Source organism: Candidatus Hydrogenedentota bacterium, assembly GCA_018005585.1.
Classification (GTDB): Bacteria; Hydrogenedentota; Hydrogenedentia; order Hydrogenedentales; family JAGMZX01; genus JAGMZX01.
This window is the reverse complement of record JAGMZX010000028.1, coordinates 35,999-42,991: the sequence shown is the minus strand read 5'-3', so window position 1 is coordinate 42,991 and position 6,993 is coordinate 35,999. Positions and strand designations below refer to the sequence as shown.

Here is a 6,993-nt window from a genome sequence, read left to right as displayed (position 1 = left end):
GTCGGCCCGGTGGCAGACGTCCTACAACGGTTTCAACGAGGGCGGCCTCTTTCAGGTTCAGTACTTCGTCAAGGCGGGCGGCCTGTGGTACGCGTCGCCGCGCATCGGTTTTGTCGATCGCATCAATCTGAAGGACGCCTGGGAAGACGACAATGCCGCAACGGACGCCGAGTGGATCCGGGTCAATAACGTGCAAGGGCACAATTTCCACGTGTCGGGTGACGAGGACTGGGTCCGGTTCACGTCGCCCGCGAGCGGCGCGGCCACAATCGCCGTTCTCCAGCCGGGGGTCAAGTGCCAGCCAATCGTCGAATTGTACCGCGCGTCAGACTTCAAGTCCGGCCGGAAGGCGACCCCCGTGCGCAGCGTAACGAGCCCGGAGCCGGGCGACGAGGTCGTTTTCGAACAGACCTTCAGTGCCTCCCAGCAATACTTGCTGCGGGTGCGCAACGCGACGTCCGGCGTCTACGGCGCGGGTACGTCCTATCTGCTGTTGGTCGCCGTCGACACGGGCGGCATAATCCCCACTTCTCTGTTTATCACGACGCTCGACAAGAGCTCGGGCGCTGTGCTCGAAGATGTCGCGGTCACGTTCAACAGCCAGACGATTGGCGACACCGGCCCGGACGGGGTGATCGCGGCCGTCGTGCCGGAGTATGGCGCCTACACGGTGACCGCGATGAAGGCAGGATTCAAGACGGCGTCGCAGACCATAAGTGTCAGCACCTCGACCGCATCCGCCACGCTGCGGCTGGAACCGGCGAATGGCGGTGACGACGATGAGCCCCCGTGCGGGGCATGCGGCACGCTGGACGCCAACGGCCCCGGCGGCGGCAACGGGAACGCGGCGGTATTCGTCGTGAGCTGCGCGGCCGGATGGCTGCTGTTGCGCCGCAACCCGCGGCAGGCGCAAAACCAGACTTGCGCCGGGGCGTAGTCACCTCTTCGTGGCGCCCTCTACATAGGCCTTGTAAGCGGCGTAGGCCGCGGCGGCGTCCTGGTCTGCCTCTTGTGACTTGCCGCAGCGCGGCAGCGGGTTCATGTAGGGGAAATAACCCCAATTCACGAGGTTGTCGGCATACTTCGCCGCCAGGCGCAATTTCTCCGCAAGCCAGGGCATGGGCGTGAACCGCCAGGGCACGGTTCCGGCCTGCTCCTGCCGCAGAAACTCCTCCCAATCCTTTACATTCGCCTCGCCGCTCTCGATATTCAACCAGAACGCCGCTCCGGCCTCCTTGCATGCGCGTGCGGCGGCGGCCCAGAACGGCTCGCGCTGTTCCAGCGTGAAGAAGGCCAGATGTTCGCCGGAATCCTGGAGCATCAGCACGTCAATGCCGGTCTCCTGGAGCGTCTGGCGCCACCACGCGGCGTATTCGTCGGGCGTCTGGTAGACGAACCCGCGCCGCCGCGACGCATCGAGCAGGAAGAAGGGCGAAATGGTGACGATAGAGCCCGGTGCCCTGGCGTGACACTCCTGCACCACTTGCTGCCAGACGCGCCTCCAGAACGCCGTCTCTTCCGTATTCTTGGAGTCAATCGGGTTGATCTCGTGATTCAGATACCAGCCATGAAACGAAGGGTAGCCTCCGTAGCGCGCGTGAAACCGCCGTACGTGCGCGCGAATCCCCGCGACCATCTCGTCCGCGCTCGTCCGGCCATACCAGCCGCCCTGGGGCAGGTCCACAATTACTTTCATGCCCGAATCGCCCGCAATCTGGTAGAGCCATGCGAGCACGTCACGCGGCGCCGCCGTTCGCTCCGCCATTTCGGCGGCCTGCAGCAGCGCAGGCGTATTCAAGAGCCACAGCAGATGGAACCCGACGGCGCGCTGGGCCTCCACCGCGGCGCGGAGATCCGCTTCCGTCCAGGGGCACTCCTGCCTGTCCGCCACCCACCACAACGTGCCGCGCATCAGCGGCGCGGTCTCCGGCTGCGCGTTGCCTATGCAGAGCACTGGCAACATGAGAACGAGACCGCCACGCCAGAACCGGGCGGGACCCAGCCTGGGCCCAAACCGTTGCCCGGCTGGCGCCTGCCTCAAACAGCAGACAAAGCCCATGTCTTTTCCCTTGCTCCAATGTTCGTTCCGGGGCCCCAAGATGCCGTGCCGCGCGCAACGCCCAGCCCAAGTTGACCTGAGTCAAGCCAATCCGCTCAACCCTCATGCGATCTTACTCAATCCGTTGCGCAATCGCCAATCCGGCCCGTTCCCGGCTCCGCGGCTTCTCATGACCTCCACGCCCGCTGACAACCTTCTGCATCACTGTAATAGATAACTTTATTTTGCTTCCCCGCATTGAGCCATCACGGGAAAATCAGGGGGAAAACCGTCTCCTTGATAGCCATGCGGGTCTGCCTCTATGATCACGCACCGGCCGCAATCGTCAGAACCGCGAAGGAGTACGGGTATCAGCATCGAGGTGTCTTATTCCCCCCTGCGCAAGTGCGCCGCATGGGGCGTTCATCTGTTCACGGCGCTGGGCGCCGTGGCAGGGCTGATGGCGCTCGTCGCCACTACGGCCCACGAATGGCGCGCGGCGCTGCTCTGGATGGGCGCAACCATTCTCGTGGATTCGCTCGACGGAACACTCGCGCGCGCGGTAAAGGTGAAACTGGTTCTGCCCCGGTTCGACGGCGCGTTGCTCGACAACATTGTCGACTACTTCACTTACGTGATTGTGCCGGCGTATTTCCTCTACGAAGCGCCCGTGGTGCCGGGGCGTTTCGCGATCTTTGCGGGCGCGGCGATCACGCTGGCGTCGGCGTATCAATTCTGCCAGGCCGACGCGAAGACCGCCGACCATTTCTTCCGCGGGTTCCCCTCCTACTGGAACGTCGTGGTGTTCTACCTGTTCATGCTTGAATGGCCGGATTGGCTGAATTTCACGCTGGTGCTACTGCTCGCGTTGAGCGTGTTCGTGCCTGTCAAATACCTGTATCCAAGCAGGACCCGCACGCTCCGCCCCCTGACCTGGCTGTTGTCGGGGGTGTGGATTTTCATCGTTGGCTGGATCGTCCTCCATTACGAAGAGACATCGCGCAGCCGTTCCTTCAGCATGTTGCTTTATCTCTCATTCGGATACATCCTCTACTACGTCGTCTTGAGCCTCTATTTGAACTTCCGCCACGCGGGTCCCGCCGACGAGGACAACCCGGACGAATGACACGCCGTTCGGCGGCCGGTCATGGCCAACCCTGGAGCACAGGACCATGAACAAACCTTCGGAATCCACCATAAGCCGCCGTGCGATGATGTGCCGCACCGGGGCGGCGTTCGCCGCTTCGGCCGTCGCGCCCCGCGTCCGCGCGCTCGCCGGCGCAACCACCGACGCGGATGCTGACAAGCCGCCTCTGGCAATACCCGCCTGGTACTACCAGCATTTCGACGCGGATTTCGCATTGGAGACGCCCGAAGAGACATTCGGCGGCTGGAAAAAGACGGAGCTCGATTTCTCGCGCGAACACACCGCGGTCGTTGTGATGCACGCCTGGGACGCGGGCTCGTTCGAGGAATTCCCCGGCTGGTGGCGCTGCGTGCCCTATATCCCGAGGGCAAACGCCATCATGAAGGAAATCTTCCCCGGCCTGCTGGCGGCGGTGCGCGCCTCGGACCTGCCCTTGTTCCATGTCGTGGGCGGCGGCGACTACTATAAGGGACTGCCTGGTTACAGGCACGCGTTGGCGCTCGCGGGACCGCCCGCGCCCGAGTGTCCCTCTGTCGCCTCCGACCCGATCCGCGACAAGCTGGCGCGGTTCCGGAGCGAACATGTCTTCGTGGGCGCGCATAACGCGGCGGACGTGGACCGCGGTTTTGCGCGCTTGGGATTTCCCGAAGAGGCGTGTCCGAAAGAGGACGAGGGGGTCGCGGAAAACGGCGCGCAATTGTTCGCTTTGTGCAAGGAACGGGGCATCAACCACCTCGTCTACTGCGGTTTCGCAATCAACTGGTGCCTCCTGCTGTCGCCCGGCGGCATGGCCGACATGCAGCGCTACGGAGTCATGTGCTCCGCGCTGCGGCAGGCGACGGTCGCCGTGGAGAACAAGGAGACGGCGCGGTTTCAGCTCTGCAAGGAGGTCGCATTGTGGCGCGTGGCCCTGGCGTTCGGGTTCGTGTTCGACGTGGACGATTTCGTGCGTGCGATCCAGGCGTGAAGGTTGCGCGATGCTTGCCGCCGCTTGCATGCCAGCTTCCTGAACGTCAACAATGTCCCCCATGCAAGAACCATCCCTAATCGCCGTGGAAATCGGCGGCACGAAGTTGCAGGTCTGCCTGGGCAGGCCGGACGGCGGCATCGTCGAGACGAGACGCGGTTCCGTCGACCCGCAACACGGCGCCCCGCGCATCCTGGAATGGATCGAGCGCGAAACGAAATCGCTCCTTGACGCAACCGGGGCCCGTCCCAAGGCTATTGGCGTCGGATTCGGCGGACCGGTCGAAAGCGCAACGGGAACGGTCCTGGTATCGCATCAGGTCGCTGGATGGGAAGGCTTCGCGCTGCGCCCGTGGTTCGAGGAACGGTTCGGTCTTCGCACTATCGTCGCCAATGATGCCAATGCGGCCGGCTGGGCGGAGTATTGTGCCGGCGCGGGCCGGGGCACGCGCCAGTTCTGCTACATGAACATCGGCAGCGGCATTGGCGGCGCCTTGATTGTCGACGGGCGCCTGCACGATGGCCAGGGACGCGGCGCGAATGAGATCGGGCACACGTATGTCCCCGACTGGACGAACGCGACGCCGGGCGCCGCGGACAAGCTCGAACACCTGTGCAGCGGGTGGAGCATTGAGAAACGGCTGCGCGCGCGCCGCGACTACAGGCCGGCCGGGCCACTGATGCGCCTGTGCAACAACGACGCCTCAACCATCACCTGCGCCATGCTCGCGGAAGCCGCACGGCTGGGCGACCCGGACGCACTGGCGGAACTGGACCGGGTCGCGGGCGCGGTAGGCATCGCCTTGTCCAACGTAATCACGCTGTTCCATCCCGAGCGCATCGCCATGGGCGGCGGCGTTTCGCTGATGGGCGATGTCCTGCTCAATCCAGTACGAGCGCACACCGCAAAGCGAGTCTTCGGGCCATTCCGGGGCCGCTATGAGATTGTTCCGTGCGCGCTGGCGGAATCCGTCGTGCTCGCAGGCGCGCTGTTGCTCGCAGGCGCTCACGAGTGCCCCGAGAGCCAAGCCCGGTAATTCGAGATAGCCTCCGAGGTGCGCAGATGGCGGGTATACACCCTGAGCAAGCCCATCCGCCCCCGCAACCGAGGCGCAACGCGCCACATCTCTCCCCCATTAGCGTCACGCAAATCCGGCGGGAAACGCCACCAGCCGAATTGGCGCCGCGCGCCGCCATCACACAAGACACCGTCTACGACGAACGAGATGATGTTCGGCCCTCCGTCCACGACGACAATCACGTGATGCTGTTTTCCGGCCTGCATGAGCCCCGGGTCGCAGGTCCATGCGGCTGTCATGTTCGCGTCCGACAGAAGAAGCTGCACCGCGCTGAATTCATCCGTGCTCACGACGAGACCGCGCCCATTCTCGTTCCGTGTATCGAGCACGACCTGTCCTGCATCCAGCGCTTCGAACGCAACCGAAAACTCGACCGCGAACCCGCCTTCGGCGAGGCTCGGGAGCACAACGCGCGGTGCTTCCCGCGGTAACGGCGCCACCAACTCCAGCGCAAGCCCTTCTCTGGCTACCTCCGCGCGTGTATCTTGTCCCCAGAGTCCTTCCAGCAGCCGGGGGTCCACTTCGTGCACGCTGGCACGCGTCTTTTGCGTGGTTGTGACCCAGCAGCGGCCATCTTGCTCGATGAGGTCGGGATAACTGAACCGCCCCGCCGCATTGGAGAGGTCATCGCCGTAAAGCAGGATTTCCGGCTGCGACCAGAGGATGCGCCCGTCCTTTTCCGTGCCACCGCTGACCCACGCCGGATTGCGATCCTCGAAACCCGTGCCGCCGTGGTTGTGGTGCCAGAGCAGGTATTTCCCGTTTTCCGTGCGCCACAGCCGGGGGCATGCGCGCGGGTGTTTGATGGGCCGCCCGTCCGTGTAGCGCACGCATTCCGGCGTGCTCCACGTCCGGCCCCCGTCGCGGCTGTACGATTCCGCGGGATGCCCAAGCGTGGTGCGGTAGACGCAATACAGGCCGCCGTCCGCCATAGGCGCGATGTTGTGTTCCTCCTGGATGGAGCCAAACTCGGGCGCGCGCACGCCGTTTTCGCCCTCGGGCAGCAACTCCCAGACAACCTTCGACGCATCGCGCTCGCGCAGCACGTTGTCGGAACGGAAGAACCAGCCCTCGCCATGGTCAAGCATGTATTTGCCGATCTTGGTGAAAGCGAAGATTGCCGCCTCGCCCTGAACGACAGGTTTGCCAATCCCCCAGAAAACCTGCACCTGCCCGGCCCAGTCGTTGGTCAAATCGCAGGCCGTCGTCCGCATCGGCAGCCGGATCCGCCCGGACCACGTCGCGCCGCCGTCGTCCGAATACTTCGCGCAATACCAGCCTAGCATATCCGCGCGCGCGGGTTTCCCGTCCGGCAGCGCGCGCACCATGTCGCCATTGTATGAATAGAACACATACACGCGCCCGAACCCCGTCAGCAGCGGCATTGCCCAGGATGCTTCCGGCCCACCCGGCGGTTCGATGGGCACAGGTTCAGACCATGTCTTGCCAAGGTCCGTGCTGCGCGTTGCGGCGATGTATTGCGATTGCGAGCCTTCCTTGCCGCCGCTCGTCGTGAACACGCACAGCCAGGCGCCGCCGTCCAGCACGACAACATAGGGCTGGTCGCAGTAACCGTGTTCGTAGATCAACGAGCCCGTGGCTACGTTGCGCGGGTCCGCGCCGGAAACGCTGGCAGCGACCGCAAGCGCGGCCAATCCGGCCATGACTACACGAGGCAATAACCGTGTATTCGTCATTGCAGCATCGTCCTCGTATACCGGTCCGGCCCCAAGCAGAGCGACGAAACAAGCTACGCTGTCGCG

At 64.1% G+C, this 6,993-nt stretch carries 6 protein-coding genes; 4 read left to right on the top strand and 2 right to left on the bottom strand.

All coding sequences use genetic code 11. The features are described 5' to 3' along the window. Positions 1 to 937, top strand: a 937-nt coding sequence (locus tag KA184_06945) for a hypothetical protein (protein MBP8129305.1), incomplete at its 5' end; no start/stop codon positions are given. Here KA184_06945 and KA184_06940 read toward each other — a convergent pair. Continuing rightward, positions 938 to 1,963, bottom strand: coding sequence for a DUF4434 domain-containing protein (locus KA184_06940; GenBank protein ID MBP8129304.1), 1,026 nt, complete (start codon positions 1,961 to 1,963; stop codon positions 938 to 940). A gap of 397 nt (positions 1,964 to 2,360) precedes the next feature. Here KA184_06940 and KA184_06935 point away from each other — a divergent pair, with 397 nt between their 5' ends. From KA184_06935 to KA184_06925, 3 genes are all read left to right on the top strand, one after another. Beyond that, positions 2,361 to 3,164: a phosphatidylcholine synthase gene (locus tag KA184_06935; GenBank protein MBP8129303.1), complete on the top strand. Its 804-nt coding sequence runs from the start codon at positions 2,361 to 2,363 to the stop codon at positions 3,162 to 3,164. A 46-nt stretch (positions 3,165 to 3,210) separates the two neighbouring features. Next, entirely contained in the window at positions 3,211 to 4,152 is a 942-nt protein-coding gene (locus tag KA184_06930) for a hypothetical protein (protein ID MBP8129302.1), read from the top strand. Between the two features lie 61 nt (positions 4,153 to 4,213). Continuing rightward, a complete protein-coding gene (locus KA184_06925) occupies positions 4,214 to 5,188 on the top strand; it encodes an ROK family protein (GenBank protein MBP8129301.1) in 975 nt (324 codons plus the stop codon). On the opposite strand, the gene KA184_06920 is transcribed toward KA184_06925, so the two are convergent. Beyond that, the gene (locus KA184_06920; protein MBP8129300.1) at positions 5,158 to 6,927 is read right to left on the bottom strand and encodes an exo-alpha-sialidase; all 1,770 of its coding nucleotides are present in this window, start codon (positions 6,925 to 6,927) and stop codon (positions 5,158 to 5,160) included. The genes KA184_06925 and KA184_06920 overlap by 31 nt on opposite strands. Positions 6,928 to 6,993 lie beyond the last annotated feature (66 nt).

Coding starts and splice junctions, on each gene's coding strand:
- KA184_06930 (MBP8129302.1), top strand. CDS start 3,211: ATGAACAAACCTTCGGAATCCACCATAAGCCGCCGTGCGATGATGTGC.
- KA184_06920 (MBP8129300.1), bottom strand. CDS start 6,927: ATGACGAATACACGGTTATTGCCTCGTGTAGTCATGGCCGGATTGGCC.
- KA184_06935 (MBP8129303.1), top strand. CDS start 2,361: ATGATCACGCACCGGCCGCAATCGTCAGAACCGCGAAGGAGTACGGGT.
- KA184_06940 (MBP8129304.1), bottom strand. CDS start 1,963: ATGTTGCCAGTGCTCTGCATAGGCAACGCGCAGCCGGAGACCGCGCCG.
- KA184_06925 (MBP8129301.1), top strand. CDS start 4,214: ATGCAAGAACCATCCCTAATCGCCGTGGAAATCGGCGGCACGAAGTTG.